The organism is Pediococcus acidilactici DSM 20284 (genome assembly GCF_000146325.1).
Taxonomy (GTDB): domain Bacteria; phylum Bacillota; class Bacilli; order Lactobacillales; family Lactobacillaceae; genus Pediococcus; species Pediococcus acidilactici.
In genome coordinates, this window is the sequence record NZ_GL397067.1 from 1,487,002 (window position 1) to 1,512,389 (window position 25,388).

Sequence of the window (25,388 nt, forward strand, 5' to 3'; positions counted from 1 at the left end):
TTAGCATTTGCCTGATGTTGGTAAGAATTTTTTGAAATTCGGCCTTTGAAGAATAACCGCTTGCTGTGGTATAGAAAAAGCAGTTTCCCTAGGTGAGACTATTAAAAGCCGGATAAAAGTGTTCAATATAACGCTGTTTGTTAATGGCTTTGATAGGCTCACCTTTTAAGTAGAATACAGGAAAAGCTGCTGGTTTACGTATATAAAAATAGGCGATAAAGTAATTGTTTAAGGCGGCACGTATATACTGAAGATATACAAGACGAAGGGCTGAATACATTGGCAAATGATAGCGTAAAAATTATAAAATCTGGCAATTCCAGTATTTTAACCGTTCCAAAATCAATTACCCCAATGGCAACGTCATATCGAGTTTATCAAGGACGAGACGGAATGATTGTGTACGCTCCTGAAAAAGATAACCCATTTAAAAATGCAGATTTTATTGCTGAGCATGAAAATAGCATTCAAAAAGAAGCGGGTGAGGGGCAGCTTTTTAGCAATGAACTCGCAGAACGATGAGTACATTCCTGATAAGCAGGATTTAATTGAAATTGATTTTGGTCCGGCAGTGGGAAAGGAAATTAAGAAACGTCGTCCAGCGCTAGTAATTAGTAATTGGGGATATAGTCAAGTTACGGGCTTAGTGATAATTGCCCCCATTACTCACGCTAATAATCATCAGCTAAAAGACTTTTTCGTACCAGTGGTGAGTGCGAAAGTTAGCGGGTACGTGAATCCGTTATAATTTTTTACGTACGATTTTAGAAAACGGCATGCACGTAAGCTTGATTTGCTTCCGACGCCCGCCTTTGTCGAAGTTCGGCAATGCATTTTAAACATCATGGATTAGTTAATTATGGTAAACAGGTTGTTATTTAAAAAGTGACAATCTGTTTTTTTGTTGCCTGAAAAACGACTCTTTTTAAAAAAGTGTCCGTTATTGGGGTTGCCAGAAAACCACGACCAATTGAAAAATAAAATATAACTATTTCTTGACAACCTGCTTTATTCGATATATCCTAATCACATACTTACAAAAAGTAAGCGAAATTGAAGCTTACTGAACGGGGGGATTCAACATGGCAAAAATGAAGGCGGGCCAAGCATTGGCTCAAGTATTAAAAAGTTGGGACGTTGATCACATTTACGGGATTACGGCCGATTCCATTAATAATACGGTGGACGGACTTTACCAGGAACGGGATGGCTTGAAGTACATTCAAGTTCGTCACGAAGAGGTCGGATCTTTAGCAGCAACGGCGGATGCAAAATTAACTGGTAAAATAGGGGTTAGTTTTGGGTCGGCTGGTCCGGGTGCTACGCACATGTTTAATGGGCTGTATGATGCAAAGATGGATCACGCTCCGGTGTTGGCACTAATCGGGCAATCTAGTACGGAAGTGATGAACACTAACTTCTTCCAAGAAATGAACCAAGATCCAATGTTTGTGGACGTGGCGGTTTTCCATAAGCAAGTGGTTAGCGCCGCGCAAATCCCATACGTGGTCGACGAAGCGATTCGGGCGGCCTACGCACAAAAGGGACCGGCTGTAGTAATTATTCCGGATAATTTATCAGGACAAGAAATCGACTACACGCCAATTAAGACACCGAAGATTTACCAACAACCGGTTCATTCGGCAATTGATGATTCAGCGATTAATGACACCATTGCGGCGTTGAAGGCGGCTAAGCATCCGGTGCTTTGGATTGGACGTGGTGTTGCTGGAGCACGCCAACAAGTTATTCAATTCTCTGAAGACTTTCAAACACCGGTGGTTACAGCTGTTCCGGGAACGGGAATTATGCCGTCAGACCATCCTAGTTTTATGGGCTCCATGGGTCGCTTGGGAACTAAGCCAGCCTTTGAGGTTGCTCAAAAAGCAGATTTAATCTTGTTTGTGGGAACCAACTTCCCGTTTGCTCGCTTCTGGCCGGACAACGTTAAGGTTATCCAGGTTAACAACAATCCGGAAGATTTGGGTAAGCAACGTGATGCGGACATGGCGATTTTGGCTGACGCTAAGGAATTTTTGGATGCGATATTGGCGCAAAACGTCAAGCTTCCGGCAAGTAAATGGCTCCAAGCCGCACAAAAGGATAAGGCAAACTGGGATGCATGGCTTGAAAAGTTATCCAAGGATGACCACCAAGGATTGCGTGCTGAAAGCGTAATGGCAGCGATTAAGGACCACGCTGCAGATAACACAATCTTCGGGCTCGACGTTGGTAATAATACGGAATGGGCAATTCGCCAAATTCCGTTGAACCATGACCAGAAATTTACGTTGTCCGGTTGGTTTGCCACAATGGGTTACGGTTTGCCAGCTGGAATGGCTGCTAAATTAAGTTACCCTGATCGTCCGGTCGTTACCATTTCTGGTGACGGTGGCTTTGCAATGGTAATGCAAGACCTGCTTACGGAAGTTAAATACGAAATGCCAATTGTTAACGTAGTTTTGGAAAACAAGTCCTTTGGTTTTATTCAACACGAAAAGTTAGTTGCAAACCAAGCACCGTACGGGATTGATTTGCAAGGCGCAAACTGGGCTGGGGTAGCCGAAAATATGGGCGCAATTGGTTTGACGGCTACGGATTTGCCTTCGTTAGCGCAAGCCTTTGATAAAATTGACGAACTTCAAAAGGCAGGAAATACGAAGCCGATTGTTCTAGATGCCAAAATTGTAAATAACGACCCCGTGGACACCTCGTTCATGCCGTTGGATCCCCAAATTTTTGATGAAGCAACCATCAAAGCTTTCCGGGAACAATACGAATTGACGGATGGTCAACCAGCACTCAGTGAAATTTTAAATGAACTTGGGGAATAATTGCAGTAAAAAAACCGTTTGGCCATTTTGACCAGACGGTATTTTTATGCATAAAAGTTATTGATTATTATTAAATATAAGCATTAGACATCACTAAAGGGCGGGAATATTATAAGGTCATCAAATGAAAAGAAGGGATCTTTAATGGGAAAAATTTTGATTTTAGGTGCATACGGCAAAACTGCTCAAATTGTAACTGAACGTCTTTTGGCAGAAACCAATTTAAAACTGAAACTCTTTTTAAGAAATGCTAACCGACTTGCTGACTTGAAGGATAATCCACGAATTGAATTAATCGAAGGGGATACTACAGATGCTCTTCAACTTGAAGCAGCGATGCAAGATGTTGAAATCGTATATTCTAACGTTGGTGGAGTTGACTTAGCGCAAACAACCCAAGCAATTTTTACTGCGATGGAAGCGACGGGGGTTAAACGACTAATTTTCTATAGTGCATTAGGCGCCCGTCATGAGGTTAAGGGGAAATTTGGAGAATGGAACGAAAACGCAATTTCCAGTTACTTGCCTGGCTTCCGTAAATCAGCAACGTTAATTGACAAACATCAAGATATTGATACTACCGAACTTCGTCCCGCTTGGCTAACTGATCAAGACGAAGTAGACTATGAAATTACTAAAAAAGATGAAAACTTTAAGGGGACGGAAGTTTCACGTAAAAGCGTGGCTGACGTGGTGGTCAAAATTATTAAGGTCCCCACACTCTATGCGCATGAAAGTATTGGAATAAATAAACCTGATACAGCGGGTGATCGTCCGGCTTGGATGTAAGATTAGCTAAAAAAACTAGGAAAAACGATATTTCGTTTTTCCTAGTTTTTTTAATAAGCAATGTCTAAAGAATTTTAGTTAAGGGTGCTTTTAGCGTTCTCAAGTGTAAATTCCTTAACTCGGTCATCTTGGTGAACGTAAACCTTTGGCAAAGCAGCTAAAGCTGATACGTCGAGGGTGATTTTACCGTCTGCCACGGTTACTTTAATGTCACCTAAAACCTTACCGAGATGATCCACCACGCGTTGCGTATGGGTTCCTTCAGTCATTTGATAGAGATGCAATTCAGGAGCTTTTGCGTAATCGTAGTCCGCATGTTCAGCGTCGGGGTTCATTAGCAAAATACTATTTTGCCGAGCCAACAGCGGTAAATTAAGATAGTCATACTTTTCAGTAATCCATTCACCGTTCTTTGCAACGTCGTAAACCTGGTTAGTTAGGATGTTTGTCCACTTGCCACCGGGAATGTAGTACTTAACGGTTCCCTGATCGTTAAAGATAGGGGCAACTAAGAGGTCGGCGCCCAGCATATACTGTGTGTCTAGATGATAGGTGTTTTGATCTTCACCAAATTCTAGGAACATTGGCCGCATTAACGGAACCCCAGTTTCGTGAGTACGAACGGCTTCGTCGTAGAGGTACGGCATCAAGGCGAGTTTGTTCTTTACGAATTTACGGGTGACGTCAACGGCTTCTTCATCGTAGTTCCATGGTACTCGATATTCAATGTTGCCATGGTAACGACTATGCGAAGATAGTAAGCCAAATTGGGTCCAACGTTTGTAGATATCAGCAGAGGCGTTGTCTTCAAACCCACCGATGTCATGACTCCAGAAACCAAAGCCAGAAAGAAGGAAGGAGAGCCCGCCGCGTAGTGAATCGGCCATTGAAACGTAGCGGGATAAGTTGTCCCCACCCCAGTGAACAGGGAACTTCTGGGATCCTACGGTAGCTGAGCGAGCAAATACAGCAGCTTGACCCTCGCCCTTCTTTTCTAACAAGACGTCAAACACGGCCTTGTTGTAAAGGTAAGTATAGTAATTATGCATCCGTTTAGGATCTGAACCATCGTAGTAAACGGCGTCTTCGACTGGGATTCGTTCACCGAAGTCGGTCTTAAAGGCGTCCACGCCCATATCCATTAATTCACGTAGGTAATTTTTATACCATTTGGTAGCTTCAGGATTAGTAAAGTCTACGACTCCTTGGCCAGCTTGCCAGAGGTCCCATTGCCAAACGTTGCCATCGCTATGTTTAATGAAGTAGCCCTTTTCTTTACCAACCTTAAAGAGCCGAGACTTTTGACTGATATACGGGTTTAACCAAACGCAGACCTTTAGACCTTTATCATGAATCCGTGAAATTAAGCCTTCAGGGTCTGGAAAAGCGTCTTTATCCCATTCGAAACTGGTCCATTCAAAGCCCTTCATCCAGAAACAGTCAAAATGAAAAACGTCTAATGGAATGTTACGTTCCTTCATTCCGTCGATAAATTTCATAACGGTTTTTTCGCTGTAATCGGTGGTAAAGGAGGTTGATAGCCAAAGTCCAAACGACCATGCCGGTGGCAAAGCCGGCTTTCCGGTTAACGAAGTGTAGTTAGATAAAATTTCTTTTGGTGTCGGACCGTAAATCACGTAGTACTCAAGTGATTCGCCTTCAATACTAAATTGAACGCGCGATGTATTTTCAGAAGCCACTTCAAACGAAACCGTTTCGGGCTGGTTAACGAAAACACCATAGCCTTTATTAGTGATATAGAAGGGGATGTTTTTATAAGCTTGTTCACTTCCAGTACCGCCATCTTTTTGGACAATATCGACGACTTGGCCGTTTTTAACGAAGGAAGTAAATCGTTCACCAAGTCCGTAGACTAATTCGTCAATTCCGATAGAAAGTTGTTCGCGCATATAGTGAGTTTGATCGTCAGTTTTAGTAATTTCACCTTCTGCGTTCGGTTCCGATTTAGTGATTACTTGGCCATTTGCTTCAAAATTGATTTCAAAATCGCTGCCATCAATGGGGAAGTTTGCTGATAAATCTCCAGATTGGATGCGCAAAGTATTGTCATCAGTGGAGGTTGCTAGCTTTACGTGCTGGTCGTTTAAATCAAAGCTTGGATCCTTAGGTAATTGGTCAAAATGGGTCAACTTGATGCCAATTACGTTCTTTAGAGGGGAAGTGACCGAAACGGTGGTCATTCCAATATTAAGTGTGTCCCCGCGTTCGTTAATTTTTTTGTACGGGGCGTAAATTTGGACGTTATCATCATTGATTTTATAATCGTAAACTTGTTTGGGGTTGTTAACCGCGAAACCTTCCTTAGTTAACCAATAACCGTTTGTAAATTTCATGAGTTGGATTAACTTCCTTTCTAATTAAAAGCATAACAGTGACTGGAGTAAATAAATAAAACTAACAAACTCTTTTCGAATTGAATTGTAAGCGAATACAAATGGAGTGTCAAGGAGTAAAAATGTTTATTGAAAACGCTTTACAAAAAATATCCGGCATGTATAATGGGGTTCGTAAACAAAACTAACTAACTTTTTTCGCGAACCAAAATTTTAAAAGAAAAGGGTGTCTAATTTATGGAAGTACCACATCGACATACACATAGCTTAGTATCTTGGAAGGAACGGATTAGCTACGCAGTAAGTGATTTTGCGTGTAATTTATCCTTTCAGATGATTGGAACCTACTTAATGTTTTTCTATACGGACGTTTTCGGCATCACCGCAGCGGCTGTCGGAACTTTATTCTTAGTTGCGCGGATCGTTGATGCGATTGACGGACCAATTTGGGGATTATTGATTGACCATACTCACACACGGTGGGGCAAGAGTCGACCGTTCTTCTTATGGTTCTCAATCCCATTTGCAATTTTCTGTGTACTTTGTTTTACCACCCCAAATCTAAGTATGGGTGGTAAAATTGTATGGGCTTACATCACTTATATTGGGGTTGATATTTTATATTCGGCAGTTAACATCCCAATCACCTCAATTTTACCTAACCTCACGGATGATACGGACGAGCGGGTTACCCTAAGTACGATTCGCCAATTCTTCGGGACTGCCGGCGCAACCATCGTTACGGTAGCTGCGTTGCCAATGGTTAACTTCTTTGGCGGAGGCAACCAACAAAAGGGATTCTTTATTAGTGTTTTGATTTTAGCTATTATTTCGGCAGTGCTACTGTTGGTAACTTTTGCGAACACGCGGGAACGCATTCAGACGAAGAATTCAAGAAAGGCAATTCCAATTAAGCAATCTTTGAAAGCGCTTAAAAATAATTGGCCGTGGGCAATCGTAATTTTCATTAACTTTGTTTACTGGTTGGGTATGCAAACCAAGAGTCAGGTAACCGTGTACTTCTTCAAATACAACATGCATAACGCGGGATTAGCCTCCCTAGTATTAGGAATTCAAGTAGTTGCGTTAGTGGCTGTAATCCTCACACCTGCTTGCGCTAGAAAAATTGGTAAGCGTAACACGATGTTGTTAGGAATGCTTTTGGCAATTGTGGGTCAATTAGTTTTGAGTATCGGTGCTAGTCAACTAAGTGTTTCGATTATCATTATTGCAACGGTGATTGGCTACTTAGGAACTGGGTTTGTTTCTGGCTTAATTGCGGTAATGTTGGCGGATTCTGTTGACTACGGCGAATGGAAAAACGGCGTGCGGGCTGAAGGAATCGTTACCTCGTTTTCTAGTTTTTCAGCTAAGTTAGGAATGGGTATTGGTGGTGCCGTAACCGGTCTGATTTTAAGTGCAGGCGGCTACGTTGCTAACACAGCTCAAACCGCAACGGCTCTTCGCGCGATTGAACAAAATTACATTTGGGTACCAATTATTGGTTTTGGTTTATCCGCAATTGCTTTATTATTCTATAAAGTAGACGGTGTTGAAGATAAGATGCAAGCGGACTTATCGGCAAAACACGCAGAAGAAAATAAAAACGCTGATTAAGTAGGTTAATTCAGCGTAGTTTAAGGGAGCAAGAAAGAATGGTAATTCATAAAGAGACGATGCGAACCGCTAACGAGCGTTCAGTACTACAACGAATTTTTACGGAAAGTCCGATTTCGAAAAGTCAAATCGCACGAGACGTGAAGTTAAATAAGGTGACCGTTTCCCAAATTGTTAACCGCTTCATTGAGAGCGGATTGGTAGTGGAAGCAGGCGCAGGAGATAGTACGCAACAAGGCGGGCGGAAGCCTAACTTACTGCAAATCAACGCCCGATACGGCTATGTGGTTTGCATTGACCTCGGATATCATGAATTATCAGCGCTGGCAATGACCATTAGTGGCCAAAAGTTAGAAATTCGGCGCATAAACTTTACTGATAACGATATTTCCAGTGCAATCAGCAAAATTAAAGGACTGATTGCGGAATTAAAGACCGAATACGGAGAAAAGAATTTAGGAATATTAATTTCAGTACATGGAATTGTTTATCAAAATCAAGTGATTTACTCGCCATTTTGGAACATGCATGATGTCGATATTGCCGCTGTATTAACCAAATCGCTAGGAATTACGGTTTTGTTGGAAAATGAAGCTAACCTCACGGCAATTTTTGAAAGAGATTTTAGTTCAGAAGGGATTCGGAATGCGGTAAGCATCAGTATGCATAAGGGAATTGGTGCTGGAATCATCATGGATGGTGAATTATATCGCGGACGTAAAGGTGAAGCGGGCGAAATTGGACAAACCATCGCGTTTGAAACCAAAGATAAATCGTTAGCGGAAAGCCAAAAAATTGAAGACGTTGCCTCTCAAGAAGCCGTTTTAGACCAAATCAAACAGGCTAAAAATTTAGACTACATCAACTTGCTGTTGATTCGCCAAATGTATGATGACCACGATCCGGTGACTTTAGAAATTTTACAAAGGTTCGAAAATAACATTATCAAGTTAATTAACAACGTGATTGTGTCTTTTGATCCAGACGTATTGTTTATTAATGCGTATATTTTTAAAGAATTTCCCGAACTATTAGAACGGATTCGAACAAAGTTTGCCAAAATTTCCGTTCGGGACACCCCGATTGTATTGAGCAGAAATGTGGAAACTGCCAGCCTTTACGGAGGTTGTGCACAAATGATTCAAGAAATTTTAGGATTTTCGAAGTTGAAATTAGATTTTAAATCAAAGGAGTAACAATAATGAGTGAATATTGGGATTTTAAAAAAGTTGGTTACGTCGGTAACAAAACTTTAACGTCGGGTGATGGATTTCATTTTTATAACCCAGAAGAAGTGATTTTAGGCAAAAAAATGAAGGACTGGCTCCGCTTTTCCGTTGCCTACTGGCACACTTTTGATCAACGACTAGTGGATCCGTTTGGGGACGGGACCGCAATTCGTCCGTACGATAAGTACACTGATCCAATGGATAACGCGATGGCTAAGGTGGAAGCATCGTTTGAATTTTACGATAAATTAGGCGTGGACTACTTCTGTTTCCACGATCGGGACCTCGCCCCAGAAGGTGATACATTACGGGAAACTAACCGGAACCTAGACAAGATCGTTGACAAAATCGTGGAATACCAAAAAACAACTGGTAAGAAAGTGCTTTGGAACACGGCAAACATGTTCACCAATCCCCGTTTCGTTGCCGGAGCAGCTACAACGCCGTTCGCTGATATTTACGCTTACTGTGTAGCTCAAATTAAGCATAGTTTAGAAATCGGCAAACGGGTTGGTGCAGAAAATTATGTTTTCTGGGGTGGTCGTGAAGGATACGAATCACTTTGGAATACTAACATGTTGAAGGAACAAGAACACGCAGCGCAATTCTTCCACATGGCAAAGGATTACGCTAATAAGATTGGTTTTGATGCCCAATTCTTGCTTGAACCTAAGCCAAAGGAACCATCAACCCACCAATATGATTTTGATGCAGCAACTACAATTGCGTTCATGAAGACTTATGGTTTAGACAAAGATTTCAAATTGAATTTGGAAGGTAATCACGCTAACCTGGCCGGACATACTTACCAGCACGAAATTCGGGTTGCCCGGGAAGCTGGAATGCTGGGTTCGCTTGATGCTAACCAAGGGGACAAGTTGATTGGCTGGGATATTGATGAATATCCATCCGCATTATCAGAAACTATTGCGGCGATGTTTGAAGTTGTTGAAAATGGTTCCATTGGACCAAAGGGTGGTTTGAACTTTGATGCCAAACCACGACGGCAGTCATTTGCTGCTAAAGACTTATTAACGGGCCACATGGTCGGGATGGATAGCTTTGCGGCTGGTTTACGAGTAGCGGCTAAGATGAAGGAAGATGGCGTAATCGAAAACATTTTGAATGAGCGCTATGGTTCGTTTAATAGCGGCATCGGCAAGCAGATCGACGACGGTAAGGCGACCATCGAAGAAATGGAAGATTACGTCATTGATAAACCCCAAAAGGATTTATTGGCCGCGACGCATTCAGGTCACTTAGAACAAATTAAGGATACGATCAATCACTATATGATTGAAGTACTGGCGAAGTAAATAAGGTACGGAGAAACCCGGATAAAAAGCGAGGATTAACTGGTTCACGAAATTAATCGTGGTTTATGCGATTGGTTATGTAATTTGGTTAACCACAGAAGCTGGGGGATTCGGAACACATTTCAGTTATGCAGCCAGGGTACATTGTGAATACGAAATGCGCGTGTATCGAAAGCATTGAATGTTGGGGGGACTAAGAAAAAAGCTTTTTCTTGGTCCTCTTTTAATATAATAGGTGGGTGAAGGAAATGGCATATGTATTAGGAATTGATTTAGGAACCAGCGCGGTAAAGGTAACGGCCGTAAACCGTGCTGGACAGATTGTGGCACAAAGTAGTCAAGAATACGCAATTAGCAATCCGCAAGCAGGATATAGTGAACAAAACCCCGAAGATTGGGTGCAAAAAACTACGCTAGCGATTCAAAACTTGGCGGCGGTGGAACATTTAGATTTGTCTAAAGTTGAAGGAATTAGCTATTCGGGGCAAATGCACGGTTTGGTATTGATGGACAAAAACTACCGGGTGTTACGGCCAGCAATTTTATGGAACGACACCCGCACCACTGCCCAATGCGAAGAGATTACGGGTAAATTAAGGGGAGATTTTTTAAAAATCACCCGCAATCGTCCGTTAGAAGGCTTTACCTTGCCTAAAATTTTATGGGTAAAGGAAAATGAACCAGAAATTTTTGCGCAAACTGAAGTCTTCTTACTGCCCAAAGATTACGTACGGTTCCGCATGACTGGCAAAATTGGGATGGAATATTCCGATGCTGCCGGGACGGTGTGGCTAGACGAAATTCATAAAACTTGGAGCAAGGAAATTGCGGATAAATTGGCGTTGCCGTTGGAAATCTGTCCACCATTGTTAGAATCCACTGCCGTCGTGGGAAATATAACCGTAGCTTACAGTGCAATTTCCGGTTTGCCTGCTGAAACTAAGGTGATTGCTGGCGCAGCGGACAATGCGGCTGGTGCAATTGGTGCGGGGATTATCAGTGAGGATAAAATTTTATCCAGTATTGGTACCTCAGGCGTAGTTTTGGCTTACGAAAAAGATCGTAAAACGGATTACGCCGGACGGTTGCATTTCTTTAATCATGCAATCCCGGATAGTTACTATTCCATGGGGGTGACGTTAGCGGCAGGTTACAGCTTAAGTTGGTTTAAGCAAACTTTTGCAGGTCAACAAAAGTTTACCGACCTAGTGGAAGATGCTAAAAAATCGCCGATTGGTGCTAAGGGGCTGCTATTTACCCCCTACATTGTGGGAGAGCGGACACCGTATGCAGACGCTCAGATTCGGGGAAGTTTTATTGGCATGGATAGTCGCCAACAACTTCACGATTTTACCCGAGCGGTAATTGAAGGAATTACCTTCTCTTTTCGTGACTTATTGTCGATTTACCGGTCCGAAGGCAAGCATTTTGTAACCGCGGTAGCTACGGGTGGTGGCGCCAAGAGTGCGCTATGGATGCAAATTCAGGCGGACGTTTTTAATATGAACGTAGTTAGTCTTGAAAACGAACAGGGTCCTGGGCTAGGTGCAGCAATGCTTGCGGCTGTTGGAGTTGGTTGGTTTAAAGATTTGGCAGAATGCTCGGAGACGTTTGTGAAGTATGGAAAAGTTTACCGCCCCAAAGCTAATAACGTTGCGAAATACGACCGAATCTACCGAATTTACCAACAAGCATACTCAGCAACCCGACCGATGACCGGTGATTTATTAAAACTTGATAATTAGGTTACTATTGACAAAGACTCAGAAATTTTCTGGGTCTTTTTATTATTCAAAATGATAAGTTAAATTTTCATTGCGAAATTCGCCAGGGGTGATTCCCATAAATTGCTTAAACGTGTGCACAAAGTGACTTTGACTAGAATAATGCAATAGGCCGCTGATTTCTTTTAACGAAAGTTCGGTAAATAGCAATAAATGCTTGGATTCCTGAATTTTCTTGTGGTTAATGTACACGTGAATCGGCTGGCCAACTTCTTTTTTAAACTGGGTAGAGATTGAAGTTTTATGCCGGTTAGTGAAATCAGCCAAATCAGCGAGGGTAATCCGATCGTAAATATGCTCATCGATATAATTTAGTATTTTTTGCACCAATTGGTTTTTGGTTGCGTATTGGTAGGAATGAATCAGGTCCATAAATTTGTAGGAGGCTTCCTGGACGGAAACCAAACATTCCGCGTAAGTATAAATGCTTTGCAAACGTTGCAATAGGGCGTCAGAAAGGCTGAACGCTTGCTCGGCTGGGACGCCGTCTTCAATGCTGACCCGGGTTAAAATTGTGATTAATCCCGCATATTTATATTTCAAACCCTCCAAGTCACTGTCCGATAATTTGACTTTGTAGGTATCCGCCATCTTTTTGAACAACCACTTTATTTTATCCGGTTCGTTTCGCCGAATTGCTTCAATGTAACGCCGTTCAAATTCGTAGGAGTCAAGGGTGTTTTTTTGGTCGCGGCGACTCGAAAGATTTTGGGCTAAGTGATAATTGGTGGATTTATAGACTCGATCATAATACCAGTGCTGCTTTTGGTTTTGCCCCAAAGTTCCACGGATGATTGCAAAAATTAAGTTAGTAAATTGTTCAAATCCTTCCCGAGAAGATTTACTGTAATGGATTCCAGCAAAATAAGTGTGTCCCTGAAAATGAATTGAATCTGATCCAGCTTCTAAAGCGCCACACGGCCCAATCATTACGGTTCCAGTTCCGTATTCGGGAAGTTCAAAAGCAAAGTTACTATAAAAGAAAGCGCCCTTCTTAAAATAACGGATCTCATTAGGATGGGTTTCTTCTAGGACTTGTTCTTTAAAGCTCCGCGAACTCCAGTTAGTTTTGGGAATCACGATTTCATATTGATCATTAACGAGGAATAAAGGAATTAAATATTCCTTGTATAACTGATCTAAAACATATTTTAAAGTTGCGTTATCCATGATCATCCCGTCCTTTGGCTTAGCTATTAACTTTATCCTAGCTGGTTGTAGGGGGAAAAGCAATTGGAAAGAGATTTTTGAAAAGTGGGACATGTTTCATAAAATGACACGCGTTACAAGTCGTGAATGCGAGTTGCAAGACTGTTGAAAACGCTTTAATAAATAAAAGCTGCCCACTATGATGTAAATGTAGACAAGCTAAGTTACATGAAAGGAAGTTTTGAAAATGGCAAAACGCGACTATATTGATACAAATACTTACACCCAGAGAGAAATTAAGTTCATGATTCACCTGGGGCTGAAATTAAAGGAAGCCATCAAAAACGGATATTATCCCCCATTATTGAAAAACAAGACGTTAGGAATGATTTTTGAGCAAAGTTCTACTAGAACCAGGACCTCTGCGGAAGCCGCAATGACGGAATTGGGCGGGCATGCACAATATTTAGCACCTGGGCAGATTCAACTTGGTGGACATGAAACCATTGAAGATACTTCTCAAGTGCTTGGACGAATTTTGGATATTATTGGCGCCCGAGTTGATCGGCACAAGACGGTTGCGGAAGTTGGTAAATACGCCAAAGTTCCAGTGGTTAATTTTATGAGTGATTATAACCATCCCACCCAAGAATTGGGAGACATTATTACCATGCAAGAACACCTTCCGGAAGGCAAACAATTGAGTGATTGCAAGATTGTGTTTGTGGGAGATGCCACACAAGTCTGCGTGTCCACAATGTTTATGGCAACTAAGATGGGAATGGACTTTGTACAATACGGACCAAAGGGGTTCCAAATGAAAGATGACGTGGTTAAAGTAGGCAAACAAAACGCTAAAAAATACGGCGGGAGTGTCACCATTACTGAAAATGCTGATGAAGCTTTACAAGATGCAGATTTTGTTTACACAGACGTTTGGTACGGTTTGTATGATGATGAAATGCCAAAAGAAGAACGAATGAAAATTTTCTACCCTAAGTACCAAGTGAACGCCGAATTGATGGCAAAGGCAAGCAGTCACGTTAAATTTATGCACTGTCTACCAGCTACTCGAGGAGAAGAAGTTACTGATGAAGTTTTGGATTCCGATTATTCGATTGTTTGGGATGAAGCGGAAAATCGGAAAACGGCGATGCGAGCGATTTTTGTTTATTTACTGAATCCCACTTTAGAATATGCTTCACCGGCAGTAGCAGCGCATTATGATGCTGAATTAGAATTAATGTTACGAAATGCTCCTGAAAGACGGCAAGGCTAACCCCGTTTTAAGCGCATGGTGCGTGATAGATTGGAGATTATATTATGGAAACGGGAAAAAAGAAATTCAAACTATTTGATGCAGTATTGATGTCGGTAGTGGTAATTTTGGTAGTTGAATCAGCCGCTCCGGCTGCTGCAATTGGCACTTCGCAATTCTTTTGGTGGATTTTTCTCTTAGGGTTATTTTTCTTGCCTTACGGTTTAATTTCCTCCGAATTAGGAACAACTTATACGGGAGACGGCGGCTTATACGACTGGGTGAAACAAGCCTTTGGTTCTCGATGGGGCGGCCGGCTAGCGTGGCTATATTGGATTAACTATCCGATTTGGATGGCAAGTTTGGCAGTGCTTTTCACCCAGGTGGCGGAAACCATTTTTAACCTAAAATTAGGAACGTGGCTTGCGGTTGGTATTCAATTAATTTTCGTGTGGTTCGTGGTAATCGTTGGTAACCAACCGGCCTCCGAAAGTAAATGGATTATGAATTTAGCTGCGTTCGCGAAAATTTTTACCATCTGTTCGTTAACGGGATTAGGAATTTACGTAGCGGTAACTAGGGGAGTGGCAAATAGTTTTGCGCCGCGGGAATTTTTACCCCAAATGAACATCAATAGTTTAAGTAATTTGTCGATTATTATTTTTAATTTCCTAGGTTTTGAAGTGGTTGCTACCATGGCGGATGATATGGACAATCCGCGCAAGCAAATCCCACAAGCAATTATTTATGGGGGAGTTTTAATTGCAGTTTTCTACTTGATGTCGGCCTTTGGGATGAGCGCAGCAATTCCTACCAACGAGTTGTCAGCATCGAGCGGGCTACTAGACAGTTTTATCCTCTTAATTGGTAAAATGAACTGGTTTGTCGTCGTTATCGGAGTTTTATTCTTGTACATTTTAGTTTCTGAAATGGTATCTTGGGCACTAGGAGTTAATTACGTAGCGGATTACGCAGCGAAAGATCACGTTTTACCAAATGTATTTGGAATTGAAAATAAGCAGCACATGCCGGTTGGAACAGGGTATTTAAACGGGGTGGTAGCTACCATCTTAATCGTGGTTGCTCCCCTGATTCCTAATCAAGACATTTTTTGGGCATTTTTCTCTTTAAACGTAATTGCCCTTCTGCTTTCGTATACGATGATGTTTCCAGCCTTTTTAAAGCTTCGTAAAATTGATCCCCAACGAGACCGCCCGTTTAAGGTTCCCGGTGGGAAGGGATTACTGTGGTGCATGACTTGGATTCCCGAGTTTTTACTTTTATTGACGGTAATCTTTACTGCGGTACCCCTGAATACTACTGCTGCAGAATTATCTGCCAAGGTGCCAATTTTAATTGGGGTTATTGTTACCCTAGTAGTTGGTGAATTAGTTGTTAGAATTGCTGAACGTCGAGAAGTTAACCAACGTTTAAAAATAAAGGAGACACAAAAATGAAGACCTTAGATAGTACCCCTAAAAAAGATGGATTTAGAATGCCAGGAGAATTTGAAGAGCATGCGGGTGCCTACATGTTATGGCCCCAACGCCCCGATAATTGGCGAAACGGCGGTAAGCCCGCCCAGAAAACTTTTGCGCAGGTAGCCGAGGCAATCGCCGAATTTGAACCAGTAACGGTGGGCGTGAATGACGATCAATACGAAAACGCCCGGAATATGTTACCTGACCAGGTGAAAGTAATCGAAATTTCCAATAACGATTCCTGGATTCGAGACTGTGGCGCGACCTTCGTGAAAAATGATCACGGAGAATTGCGTGCTGTAGATTGGACGTTTAATGCTTGGGGAGGTTTGGTAGACGGACTTTATTTCCCATGGGATAAGGACGATCGTGTTGCTCAAAAAATGGCAGAATTGGAACAAACAGATCGGTACCGGCTGGATGATTTTGTGTTAGAAGGTGGATCAATCCACGTGGATGGACAAGGTACCTTAATTACTACGGAAGAGTGCCTATTATCGGAAGGCCGTAACCCACAACTTTCTAAGGCTCAAATCGAAGAAGTGCTTAAAGAACACCTTAACTTGGAAAAAATCATCTGGCTGAAGAAGGGAATCTACCAAGACGAAACAAACGGGCACGTGGATAATATTGCTAATTTTGTTAAACCTGGGGTAGTCGCTCTTGCTTGGACGGATGATCAAAATGATCCCCAATACGAAATTTCTAAAGAAAACTTGGCGATTTTGGAAAATGCAACGGATGCCCAAGGTCGCAAGCTTAAGGTGGTTAAGTTAAGAGTTCCTAAACCAGTACTGATCACTAAAGCAGAAAGTGAAGGGGTGGACGCGGTTGATGGCACGCTACCAAGGACGGAAGGCGAGCGTCTAGCAGCTAGTTATATTAACTACTACACTGCAAATGGCGGGATTATTTTCCCACTATTTAACGACCCTATGGATAAGGAAGCTCAAAAAGTGTTGAGCGAATTATATCCAGATCGCAAAGTGGTAGGAGTTCCCGCACGCGAAATTTTACTTGGTGGAGGAAATATTCACTGTATTACTCAGCAGGTTCCTCAACGTTAAGATGAGGAAAATAATTGAGGTGGGAAGAAAAGCATAATCCTACCTCAATTTTTATTTTCAAAATATGGAGAACTAATTGAATGAAATTAGCGTGTGTTCCAATTTTTGAGAGTAAAATTAATTATTCGTAATTCAGCGATTTCTCGGACAAAGGAAGAAAATTACGAAAAAAAGTCAGAAGGGATTAATTGGCAATGAAGTTAACAACATTTCCCCAACAGGATGGTTTTTGGATGCCAGCCGAATTCGAATCCAAGGGGCAAAGTTTAATGATGTGGCCGCAGCGCCCCGATAATTGGCGTAACGGTGGTAAACCAGCGCAAAAATCTTTTGTACAGTTAGCAACATTAATAGCAAATTATCAGCCAGTAACGGTGTTTGTAAACGAAAATCAATATAAAAATGCGCGAGCGATGTTACCAACCCAGATTCGGGTTTTAGAAATGAGTAATAATGACGTTTTTATTAAAGATACGGGACCGATTGAATTGGTTAATGCTGATGGAGTCGTGCGTTGTATGGACTTTGGGTTTAATGCCTGGGGCGGATTGCTCGATGGTCTTTATTTTCCTTGGGATAAGGACCAGGAGGTAACCGGAAAGTTAGCTGACTTATTTGGCTGGGACCGTTACCAGTCGGACTTTATTTTAGAAGGCTGTTCGGTAGTGACCGACGGGGAAGGGACCTTGATTACTACTGAAGAAGTGGTACTTTCGGAAGGGCGCAACAAGGGAATTACTAAGGCTCAAGCCGAAGCGGTTTTCCAAAATTATTTGGGTGCCCAAAAGGTAATTTGGCTTCCGGAAGGATTTTTCTTAGATGAAGCTGGGGGTGACGTGGATAACATGGTTAATTTTATTCGACCAGGTGAAGTTATGTTATCGTGGACCGATAATCCAAGCGATCCGCAACACCGGATTAGTCAGCGTGCTTACGACATTTTAAGTCAGATAACAGATGCTCGTGGACGAAATTTAATAATTCATAAAATGGATTTGCCGCAGCGTCCGGTAAAATTGACGGCACTGGAAGCAGAAGGGGTTGATCCAATTAACGGAATGTTACCTCGCACGGAAGGGCAACGGTTAACCGCTACTTATGTTAATTATATTACGCTTGATCAGGCGATTATTTTTCCGGAATTTAACGATCTTAACGATCAAAAAGCCCGCCAAGAGTTGGCTAATTATTATCCCGACCGGGAAATAATTGGTTTTCCCGCTACCGAAATATTAACGGGTGGGGGCGGATTACATACAGTCGTGCTTAACATGCCGGGACATTAATGGAGGGTGGCTTATGAATTTTTTTGACATTGTAGAGTCACATCTCAGTACGTTAACCAAAAATGAACAAGCACTATTTGACTACGTAGTCTCCAACATGGATAAAATTAAAAACCAAAGTATTCGCGAAGTTGCTAGTGAAACTTACGTATCAACGGCAACGTTCCTACGCTTCGTTAAGAAAATTGGGTTTGTGGGGTTTAGCGAATTCACCACGGTAATTAAATATACCGTCCTTAACGAAAAAAACGAGCAAGAAAAAGAGATGCCGTTTGAAGTTAGCCAGGTTGATTATCGAGAAGAATATCTAAAAAATATTACTGAATCGGTCCGGGTGATCCCATCTAAGAAATTACACGAGATTACTAAACAACTGGCTAACCATCCCACCATTTACCTGTTTGCTAAAGGAATTAGTAAGTATGCGGCAGATTATGTATATTACGTTTATACGATGGCGGGATTTACGGTGAAATACCCCCGGGATCGTGATTTTCGGCGAATGGCCATTAAACAAGTTAAGTCGGATGATTTAGTTTTCATGCTTACGTATAACGGCCGCAACCGCGAGTTTTTAGAAATGATTAAACAATTAAAAGGAGCGGCGAAAACACCTTTTTTAATTTCAATCACTGAGCCGGATAACAATACGATCCAGAATTTGAGTGATATTAATTTATATATCTTTGCTGACGTAATCGAAGTTAACGACGTTGAAATCAGTTCACGGGTTTCTACAATTGCGTTGATGGAACTGATTTTGTACCAATATATTGAAGATTATGGCGGTCAAGATTTTAACTTTATGAAAAAATAAAGAGAGTGGGACAAAAGTGGGGTAGTTTGCGAGCATTAACTGAAAATTGACCATTATGCCTGAGTTTGGCATCATGGTCAATTTTTGGTTAAGCGGAACAAACTGACTTTTGTCCCACGTTTTGGCTCTATTGAAGCCAAAACAACTTTTGGGGCTAATTGTTATTTAGAATGGTCGCACGGCGTTCTTGTAATTCAGCTTTAATACGAGTTTCTTTAGCTTCGTAGCGAATGTAAAGTACCATGATTAATGCACCGATAATAAAGAAAATGGCAGGTAAATAACTAATACAGAATCTGATTGCTGATAAAGTTGCGCTGCTTTGAGCACTTCCAGCGTGATATCCAACATGATTCAGAATCATTGAAGGTGCCCATCCCCCAAGACCTGAGCCAATTTTAATCGCGAATGAGCTGCCAATAGCAGTTAAAAATCCGCTTGCACGAATACCGTTTTTCCACTCGCCGTAGTCAACCGTGTCTGAAAGCATAGCAAATGGCATAGAAACGGAAATCCCGGTACCGATTGAAGCAATACTCCATACTACTGATAACAAAATTAAAGAATGCCCTGCAAGAGGGATTAAAAGCTGTCCTATTGCAGCAATTAACATGCCTAAAATTAAAACGTGTGATTTTTTAAATTTTTTAACCAATAGTGGGATCAATAGCATTCCGACCATCTGGAACATTACCAACCCGTTGAGAATAGAGGCAAATCCTTTTATACCAAGATTGTATTGTGTGTAGTAAACCACAACGGAAGTTCTTGAGGCATTACCTAACCAGTAAAAGATAAATACAACGACTAAAATCACCCATGGCCAGTTATTCTTAGCGGCCTTAATTGATTGTAAAATAGGGAGTGATTTTTGCGTCGATTGATTGATTTCTCGGGTGTCAAAGAACGCAAATAACAGTAAGATAAATCCTAAAATTCCAAAAACAATGGCTGTGTATCGCCAACCTAGTAGGTCGTTACCTTTACCTAAAAATGCGGCGATTCCTAGAGTGAAAGTTGCGGTAATAAAGTAACCGATGTTTCCGCCAATCATCCGAGTACTGTTTAATTTAATTCGTTCGTCAGAATCATTAGAGAGATTAGGTAAAATCGATGTGATCGGAGTGGACATCCCTGTATATGAGATTCCAAACAATAGGTATGTAATCATTGCCCACCAGAATTTAGCGTTTGTAGTTAATTGCGGTGACCAAAACATTAGAACGAACAGGATGGCAAAGGGAAAGGCCATCCACAAAAAGTAGGGTCGACTTTTGCCCCATTTAGTATGAGTGTGATCAATGATAAATCCCCAAACGGGAGCGTCAAAAGCGTCAAGAATCCGCGCAGCAAGTAAAATGGTACCTGCAGCGGCTACTGATAGACCAAAGATGTCAGTATAATAATACAGGATAAATGTAGTAACCGTTGTATATAGTAGGTTACCTGCTGCATCGGTACTGGCATAGGCAAGCATCCGATGGAAAGGAACCTTGGCATTGTTTTTCATAGCTTCAGCAACTTTATTAGTCACGATAGAACCTCCATTTCAATAGTCGAAAGCGATTTCATTTAGGGGCGAAATTACGATTTAGGATTCTTAATTAGGATTAGTTTAGTAATGCGCTTTCAAAACCAAATTTAGTTCAATTATTCCAATTTGAAAATCTAATAGATGACAGAAAATTTATAAAATATCACACTTCATAATATCTAAACTTGGTGAATAAGTTATCCTGAAGATGGCGGTAGAAAATAAAGGAGGTGCGCCAATGAAGCAATACATTTCAATTTCTTGTTTACCGTTGCCAACTTTTATTGAGGGTAACGAAGCAACTTTTTATCCTGGTGATCGACACCCCAACCGAACTGACTTACAATACTTTGTTTTGATATTTATGACCAAGGGGGCTTTATATATTGCTGAAAATGGAAAAGATTACACAGTCTCGGCTGGAGAAATGATGATTCTTCTACCTAAACATCATCATTACTCGTGGAAAGCAATTGACGAGGAAACCCATTATTATTGGGTACATTTTTATGTTTCGGGGCACTGGACGCAAGCTAATTCACCTACGTCTATGAGGCCAACAATTGAGGTACCAACTCTGCATTATAATACGCCAATATTAACGCTTCATCTGGTTAAACATACCCGGATTCCTGAGTTTGATAAAGTTTTAGACACGGTAAAAAAATTGTTTGATGAGAGTACCAAATCACAAAGTTTTGGTTTTTGGCGAGCTCAACAGCTTTTTATTGACGTTTTACAATTTATTCAAGTACACTCCAAAGAAGAAAGCAAGCTTAACGAACTTGCAGATCAGGTTCAACGGTACTTACGGGATAATTATGCGCAAAAAATTACTAATGAGAGTTTAAGCGCACAATTTCATTTCCATCCTAACTATATTTCGCGAGCTTTGAAACAGACTGTTGGACTGACGCCGGCAGAATTTTTAGTGCAGTATCGGATGGAAGAAGCTGAAAAACGGTTATTAAATACAGAAATGACTATTTCTGAAATTGCTGAAAGTTTGGGTTTTCAAAATGTTTATTACTTCTCCACGTCATTTAAAAAGTATACCGGAATGGCACCGCAAAAATATCGGAGCGAAAAACAGGTTTGAAAAGGTTAGTTTTTATAAAAATAAGTTACAAAATTGCATTTATCCTAAAATGAAAGCGGTTATCATGATAATTAAGATAATATAAGGCATTTAGCCGGTAAGAAGGTAACAAAATGGATAATAAAGAATTCTTGGTGCAACAAAGTCATCGTGGAGCAGTAACTAAATTACAATTAAAAAGTGACTCTTCTGCTATGAACTGGGTTATTGATCCTGCATACTTGGCTGAGACGGGTTATCACGATGAAGATAAATTGTTTGGGGAATTCACTCTAAGATTTAATGAGAAGAATTATAACAGTATCGATTATCTTCCAGAAATTAAACAAGGAGCGGATGCTTGTCAGGTGACTTTTAAAATTGGTGATGTACGAGTTAGCAATACTTATAAGTTACATGCTCGTGATTTGCAATGGAACATAGCTTTAGAAAACATGACTAATCGACCAATTAAAATTGAAAATTTTGGCGTATGGGCAAGTTTTGCATACATAATGTTTCGTGATTTAAAGGTCCAACGAAACGCAAATCAATCGGCAGCAGTTTTTCCTTCAATTTCACCAAATTATACTAAATTAGCCGTTGTTCGCCGAGACAATACATTTCCTAATTTAGGACTTTACCAGACGGCGAGAAGTATGCAATCTGTCGGAACTTATAACGAATACTGTAACCGCTTTTTCGAGAATGTATCACCTTCACTAGATGGAATGCTATTCCATCAACTAGTGCTGGCTGGAGGTTATCCTAATGCGAAACAAGCACCTACTGATGATTGGATTTACTCCCGAAAGACATTGAATTTAAGCGGACGTCAAGAAAAAAATTGGGAGTTTAGGTTAGCTTCCTTTACTAACCAGGATAATTTTTATGAGGTGGCTCAACGATACGAACATCCATATATCCAATTTGCGCCGCTTGTAACCAACACAACGCAGAAATTGGTTCTTGATGAAGATTCGACTCAACACATTAGTAAAATCACGGATTGTTATCAAACTAAAAAGAACTTAGAGTACCAAGATTTAACCGCAAAATTAGAAGGAAGATATTTAGAATATGCGGTCAGTGGAGGGGGCGAGCACCAAATAATAATTGAATTTGATAACGGAAAAACTGACATGATCGTTTTTAATAAAATGAATTCTATCAAGCAGTTACTGCGACAACGAGCTGACTATATTATTGAACACGCTTATTTAGGTCCTGAAGGTACGCCAGCATATGGTTTTGCACCAATTTCTAATCAAGGTGAATCTATAGGTAAAATGAATTTCGTAATTCAAGAGTGTTTGCTGGATCCAACGGTTAAAAATCGTGCCCAGAAAATACGGTTAGTTGAAGAAAGTGCAGTTAAGTATGTGCGTGAAAAATGGTTTGAAAATGGAGACTTTAGAAGACCTCGGAAATTATATGGCGATTTTTATCGAGTAATGGATTTAGAATACATTGCACACTTGTACTTCTTACTATCTCAATGTGATGATCAGGTCTTACGACTCCACACGGCTAAGGACTATTTGAAATGGGCAGCGGAAGTCTTAAACGTGCGAGTTAATCCCAACCTTCATGAGGATCCACGTGGTAAGGCGGAAGCACAAATGTTAGGGCAGTATTTCTTATACGTGGAGGACTTACTTGAAGCTCTAAAAGCGAAGGGGCTGGATAAAGAAGAACGTGAAATAGAAACGGCTTGGCAAAATACAACGGAAAGAATTGCAAAAACTAGCAATCAATTGTCTGCGGCAGTAACCGAACACTTTTATGATAATGCGGGCTTTGGTCCAGCTGCTGGTGCCTTGGCATTGGCTGGTTATTCACACGCTTCGCGAATTTATGGTGAACTATTGAAAGCTAATATTGGATATAGCAATGATTTTCGTGCTCAAAGCCCGGATCGGTGGTGGGAAGCTTTATCATATATGATCCACTCTTTGTGGGGTGGCGTGACAGCTGCCTCAGCAGTAATTACTGGTAGAGAGCTTAATGATCCGGCATTGATTAAAGCTGGAAATCGGGCAACGGCAGCAGTGCTCTATATGTATGATGCCAATGCGACAACTACTAAAAGAAAACTCAAAACTGGTGAAGCAGCGTCTACGTATAGTATCGCTGGACCAAATCTTAACCGACCTGATTTATCACGAGATCGGTTCGGCCAATCAGTGTTTTATACAAATGGTGGTATTTTTTCTAAGTTGTTCCCTAATGGCTATACTGGCGAAGACGATTGGGATATGGGCGAAGAACTTGTAGCATATTTAAACGGCTTAGGACAAGAAACCTACGTATTTCAAAATAAAAATGGTGAGATGGAAGTCATTAATGGACAAATTATTGCCAAAGAAGGTTTGAAGATTGTAATTAGGAGTCACGCACCATACCCTACGCGTTATATTGACCTAGATAGCGGCAATGTATTGCGAAAGAATGTAGATGAAGTTATTTATGACACCCAACAGCATTGCTTTGAATCTGAAAAAGAATGACCGTAATTACTCGCAATTCATCCAGCAAGTGCTATGCTTAACGTAACAAGAAGGTTCATTGAAAGGAGCTCATTCAAATGGATATTCAAAATAATTTGATTACGTTGGCAGATGGCAATCAGATGCCACAAGAAGGCTTTGGATTATATAAAGTTCGTGGACAAGCAGCGGTTGACACGGCGGTGAAAGCAGCCTACGAAAACGGCTACCGGTTGTTTGATACGGCACAACTCTACGAAAATGAACAAGAAGTGGGAAATGCGTTTAAAAAGTTTGCGATTCCCCGGGAAAATATTTTTGTGACTACCAAAGTGACGGAGGCGCGGCAAGGTTATGACGAAGCGATTGCCTCGGTAAAAGAATCCCTGCAGAAGTTGCAAATGGACTACGTCGATTTGTTACTGATCCATTGGCCGGTTCGTCAACACTTTTTTGAAACGTGGCGCGCATTTGAGGATCTGAAGAAGGCGGGCTTGACCAAGTCAATCGGGGTCAGCAACTACCAAACTATTCATTTGGAATATTTGGCGACTAAGGCGAACGAAATGCCGGTGGTTGATCAGGTGGAAATGCATCCCTTCTTAACCCTTAAACCAGTGATCGAATTTAATAAACAACACAACATCGTTACCCAAGCGTGGAGCCCATTAGGACGCGGAACGGTGCTTGACCAAGAAGTGCTTAAGGAGATTGCGGATAAGTACCAAAAATCGCCTGCCCAAGTAGTTTTGCGGTGGCACTTGCAAAACGGGGTGGCGTTCATTCCGAAGTCGGTGCATGAAGAACGAATTGCCCAAAATGCCGACATCTATGATTTTGAACTGTCTGATGAAGAAATGAAGCAAGTCGACAAGCTAAATAAGTTCGCAAGAACGGGCCGCGAACCAGAATTGACGTATGAATATGGACGGATGTATTAAAAAGAGTGCGGAGAAACCCGGGTAGCTTATGAGGACTAACAGAATTATGGGAGTAATCGCGGTTTTAGCGATTACTCCCATAATTTAGTTAGCCGGAAGGAGCTGGGTTTCGGAGCACGTTTCGACGAGGCAGCAGAGGGGCACAAGTCCAAGCCATTAAAAAATATGGGGACTGTGACAAAAGTCTCTAAACCAAAAACGGTTCATGAGAGGAAATTCCTCATGAATCGTTTTTTGATGTTTTGACTTCAATAGAGCCAAAATGTGTGCCAAAAGTCAGTTTGTTCCGCTTAACCAAAAATTGACCATCATGCCAAATTCAGGCATCATGATCAATTTTCAGTTAATGCTCGCAAACTAACCGA

18 protein-coding genes and 1 pseudogene are annotated in these 25,388 nt (G+C 41.3%); 16 read left to right on the forward strand and 3 right to left on the reverse strand.

Features of this window, described 5'->3' with window-relative positions; translation table 11 throughout:
• The first annotated feature begins 354 nt into the window (after positions 1–354).
• The 4 genes and pseudogenes from HMPREF0623_RS07165 (at position 355) to HMPREF0623_RS07180 (ending at position 3,623) form a co-directional block, all read left to right on the forward strand.
• Positions 355–522 carry an antitoxin of toxin-antitoxin stability system gene (locus HMPREF0623_RS07165; RefSeq protein ID WP_229091709.1) on the forward strand — a complete coding sequence of 56 codons (168 nt, stop codon included), beginning with the start codon at positions 355–357 and terminating at the stop codon, positions 520–522.
• Positions 503–853: pseudogene (locus tag HMPREF0623_RS07170) on the forward strand (type II toxin-antitoxin system PemK/MazF family toxin). The gene HMPREF0623_RS07165 and the pseudogene HMPREF0623_RS07170 overlap by 20 nt, the downstream one beginning before the upstream one ends.
• 229 nt (positions 854–1,082) lie before the next feature.
• The gene (gene spxB / locus HMPREF0623_RS07175; RefSeq protein WP_004166510.1) at positions 1,083–2,834 is read left to right on the forward strand and encodes a pyruvate oxidase; all 1,752 of its coding nucleotides are present in this window, start codon (positions 1,083–1,085) and stop codon (positions 2,832–2,834) included.
• 144 nt (positions 2,835–2,978) lie between these two features.
• Entirely contained in the window at positions 2,979–3,623 is a 645-nt protein-coding gene (locus tag HMPREF0623_RS07180) for an NAD(P)H-binding protein (RefSeq protein WP_004166511.1), read from the forward strand.
• A gap of 74 nt (positions 3,624–3,697) precedes the next feature.
• On the opposite strand, the gene yicI is transcribed toward HMPREF0623_RS07180, so the two are convergent.
• Positions 3,698–5,977, reverse strand: a complete 2,280-nt coding sequence (gene yicI, locus HMPREF0623_RS07185; protein WP_004166512.1) for an alpha-xylosidase — start codon at positions 5,975–5,977, stop codon at positions 3,698–3,700.
• Positions 5,978–6,214: 237 nt separating this feature from the next.
• Between yicI and HMPREF0623_RS07190 the strand changes: the two genes are divergently transcribed.
• From HMPREF0623_RS07190 to xylB, 4 genes are all read left to right on the forward strand, one after another.
• On the forward strand, positions 6,215–7,594 hold the full coding sequence (locus HMPREF0623_RS07190; protein ID WP_036671390.1) for an MFS transporter: 1,380 nt from the start codon (positions 6,215–6,217) through the stop codon (positions 7,592–7,594).
• A 38-nt stretch (positions 7,595–7,632) separates the two neighbouring features.
• Complete coding sequence (locus HMPREF0623_RS07195; RefSeq protein ID WP_004166514.1) at positions 7,633–8,790, forward strand: ROK family transcriptional regulator; 1,158 nt, start codon at positions 7,633–7,635, stop codon at positions 8,788–8,790.
• A gap of 5 nt (positions 8,791–8,795) precedes the next feature.
• Entirely contained in the window at positions 8,796–10,139 is a 1,344-nt protein-coding gene (gene xylA, locus HMPREF0623_RS07200) for a xylose isomerase (RefSeq protein WP_004166515.1), read from the forward strand.
• 248 nt (positions 10,140–10,387) lie between these two features.
• Positions 10,388–11,884, forward strand: coding sequence for a xylulokinase (xylB, locus tag HMPREF0623_RS07205; RefSeq protein WP_036671392.1), 1,497 nt, complete (start codon positions 10,388–10,390; stop codon positions 11,882–11,884).
• A 42-nt stretch (positions 11,885–11,926) separates the two neighbouring features.
• On the opposite strand, the gene HMPREF0623_RS07210 is transcribed toward xylB, so the two are convergent.
• Positions 11,927–13,093: an AraC family transcriptional regulator gene (locus HMPREF0623_RS07210; RefSeq protein WP_002830894.1), complete on the reverse strand. Its 1,167-nt coding sequence runs from the start codon at positions 13,091–13,093 to the stop codon at positions 11,927–11,929.
• A gap of 226 nt (positions 13,094–13,319) precedes the next feature.
• Here HMPREF0623_RS07210 and ptcA point away from each other — a divergent pair, with 226 nt between their 5' ends.
• The 5 genes from ptcA to HMPREF0623_RS07235 all read left to right on the forward strand — a co-directional run bounded on the left by ptcA (position 13,320) and on the right by HMPREF0623_RS07235 (position 18,981).
• Positions 13,320–14,351: a putrescine carbamoyltransferase gene (gene ptcA / locus HMPREF0623_RS07215; RefSeq protein ID WP_004166518.1), complete on the forward strand. Its 1,032-nt coding sequence runs from the start codon at positions 13,320–13,322 to the stop codon at positions 14,349–14,351.
• 44 nt (positions 14,352–14,395) lie between these two features.
• Positions 14,396–15,787: an APC family permease gene (locus HMPREF0623_RS07220; RefSeq protein WP_004166519.1), complete on the forward strand. Its 1,392-nt coding sequence runs from the start codon at positions 14,396–14,398 to the stop codon at positions 15,785–15,787.
• Positions 15,784–16,878, forward strand: coding sequence for an agmatine deiminase (gene aguA, locus HMPREF0623_RS07225; protein ID WP_004166520.1), 1,095 nt, complete (start codon positions 15,784–15,786; stop codon positions 16,876–16,878). The genes HMPREF0623_RS07220 and aguA (HMPREF0623_RS07225) overlap by 4 nt, the downstream gene beginning before the upstream one ends.
• A gap of 194 nt (positions 16,879–17,072) precedes the next feature.
• Positions 17,073–18,164 (forward strand): agmatine deiminase, encoded by a 1,092-nt coding sequence (aguA, locus tag HMPREF0623_RS07230; protein WP_004166521.1) that lies wholly within the window; start codon positions 17,073–17,075, stop codon positions 18,162–18,164.
• Between the two features lie 13 nt (positions 18,165–18,177).
• Positions 18,178–18,981 (forward strand): MurR/RpiR family transcriptional regulator, encoded by an 804-nt coding sequence (locus HMPREF0623_RS07235; RefSeq protein WP_004166522.1) that lies wholly within the window; start codon positions 18,178–18,180, stop codon positions 18,979–18,981.
• A 154-nt stretch (positions 18,982–19,135) separates the two neighbouring features.
• Here HMPREF0623_RS07235 and HMPREF0623_RS07240 read toward each other — a convergent pair whose 3' ends face one another.
• Positions 19,136–20,515: an MFS transporter gene (locus HMPREF0623_RS07240; RefSeq protein ID WP_002830900.1), complete on the reverse strand. Its 1,380-nt coding sequence runs from the start codon at positions 20,513–20,515 to the stop codon at positions 19,136–19,138.
• 238 nt (positions 20,516–20,753) lie between these two features.
• Between HMPREF0623_RS07240 and HMPREF0623_RS07245 the strand changes: the two genes are divergently transcribed.
• The 3 genes from HMPREF0623_RS07245 to HMPREF0623_RS07255 all read left to right on the forward strand — a co-directional run bounded on the left by HMPREF0623_RS07245 (position 20,754) and on the right by HMPREF0623_RS07255 (position 25,023).
• The gene (locus tag HMPREF0623_RS07245) at positions 20,754–21,614 is read left to right on the forward strand and encodes a helix-turn-helix domain-containing protein (RefSeq protein ID WP_002830901.1); all 861 of its coding nucleotides are present in this window, start codon (positions 20,754–20,756) and stop codon (positions 21,612–21,614) included.
• Positions 21,615–21,727: 113 nt separating this feature from the next.
• Complete coding sequence (locus tag HMPREF0623_RS07250; RefSeq protein ID WP_004166527.1) at positions 21,728–24,103, forward strand: hypothetical protein; 2,376 nt, start codon at positions 21,728–21,730, stop codon at positions 24,101–24,103.
• A gap of 77 nt (positions 24,104–24,180) precedes the next feature.
• A complete protein-coding gene (locus tag HMPREF0623_RS07255) occupies positions 24,181–25,023 on the forward strand; it encodes an aldo/keto reductase (RefSeq protein ID WP_002830598.1) in 843 nt (280 codons plus the stop codon).
• Positions 25,024–25,388 lie beyond the last annotated feature (365 nt).